Source organism: uncultured Campylobacter sp., from assembly GCF_938045595.1.
Lineage (GTDB): Bacteria > Campylobacterota > Campylobacteria > Campylobacterales > Campylobacteraceae > Campylobacter_B.
In genome coordinates, this window is sequence record NZ_CALIBB010000099.1 from 1 (window position 1) to 1,602 (window position 1,602).

A 1,602-nucleotide genomic window follows, 5' to 3' on the forward strand; every position below is an offset into this window, starting at 1 on the left:
CTTGCTCCAGGCTAGTAGGTGCACGATGCTAGTTATCACAAGAGCGACAAACGGCAAAAATTCCTTCAATGACGCGATAATTAAAACTGCATCGGAATCGCCAATTTGCGGCTTGGAGGTAGCCAAACCGAATGGCCCTGCGCCACATATCCAATTTAACGCGAAAAAGAAGGCGCAGAGCCACACGTAGATCCGAAATATCATCACGCCGCTTACGCGCGCAAGCGAAAAATTTATGCGAAGCCACGCTACGATTATGTAGATTGCGGCTGCGGGTACCGCTAAATTCCATATCGTCTCTTCTATCATCTCTTTCATCGTTACTTCTCTGTAACAACCTGCCGGATAAAATAATAAAAGCGCCACGAAGCATATGCAGAGAATTACGCAGTTGCGGTAAAGCGCCGCCGCTTTTATACCGCTAAGCTTTGAAATTTTGCGGAGCGCTCTTAGCCTATAAATCACCGAGAAACAGATAAGAGCGATGAAAATTCCAACTATGATCACGATATTATATGGATACCCCGGTATGCCCTCAAAAACAAAGTCTATCGCCATCAAAACCACCGGTAGCGCCGCTAAAAATAGATCAATACCGGTGCTGATTATCCCATTTTTTCTTGCTTGAGATACGGTGTCTTGCACGTCGTATAACTCCTTTTAAAAATTTATTTCAATATACAAAAAGCAGATGTAAAACGCTAATCAAACCGGAAAGAGCGAAATTTCATCGTGACGAGAGGTTCGCGAAATTTCAAACCTCTGCGCTTATCTTTTCTATCTTGCTCCAGGCTAGTAGGTGCACGATGCTAGTTATCACAAGAGCGATGAACGGCAGGAGCAGTTTAAGCATTACGACGGCAATAGCCAAAGCTGAAACCTGCTCGGTCCGTGGCTCGGAAATGGCTATAGCAAGAATCGCTGCGTTACATAGTATGTTTAGCACAAAAAGTCCCACACAAAGCCACACATAAGTCCGAAAGGTACTCACGCCGCTTACGCGCGCCAAAGAGAAATTTATGCGAAACCATGCGACGATTATGTAAATAACGCCTACGAAAAGCGCTAGTCCAAATATCGCCGCAAATGGATTATCACTCTGCCCACCGTCTGCGTCAGGCTCTCTCGGATAAAGGTAATTAAGCACGAGTGCTAGCGCAAAAAAGCAGACGCAGATTATTATGCAGTTGCGATAAAGCGTCGCTGCTTTTATGCCGCTAAGCGCTGAAATTTTTCGGAGCGCCTGCAATCTGAAAAATGCCGAAACACAAATAAAAGCGATCAAAATTCCGCTAGCGATATAATTTATCATCTCGTCGTCAAGGTGCCATGGCTCGCTGAAAGAGACATAGCCTACTACGATAAAAACCGCGGGTAGCGCCGCCAAAAACAGATCGATGCCGGTGCTGATCATCCCCTCTTTTCTTGCCTGAGATACAATGAATTGCATATATAAACCCTTTTTAAAAATTTGACCCGAAGTATATATAAACAAGCATAAAATATAAATTAAACCGACAAGATCGGAATTCTATCGCGACAAGATATTTGCGAAATTCTAAACGTTTACGCTTATCTTTTCTATCTTGCTCCAGGCTAGTA

At 43.9% G+C, this 1,602-nt stretch carries 2 protein-coding genes; both read right to left on the reverse strand.

The window, feature by feature from the left end:
• The coding region (locus Q0340_RS04195) for a hypothetical protein (protein ID WP_298082289.1) at positions 1-645 on the reverse strand (645 nt) is incomplete at its 3' end.
• Positions 646-754: 109 nt separating this feature from the next.
• Positions 755-1,450, reverse strand: a complete 696-nt coding sequence (locus Q0340_RS04200; RefSeq protein ID WP_298082290.1) for a hypothetical protein — start codon at positions 1,448-1,450, stop codon at positions 755-757.
• Between the last annotated feature and the right edge of the window lie 152 nt (positions 1,451-1,602).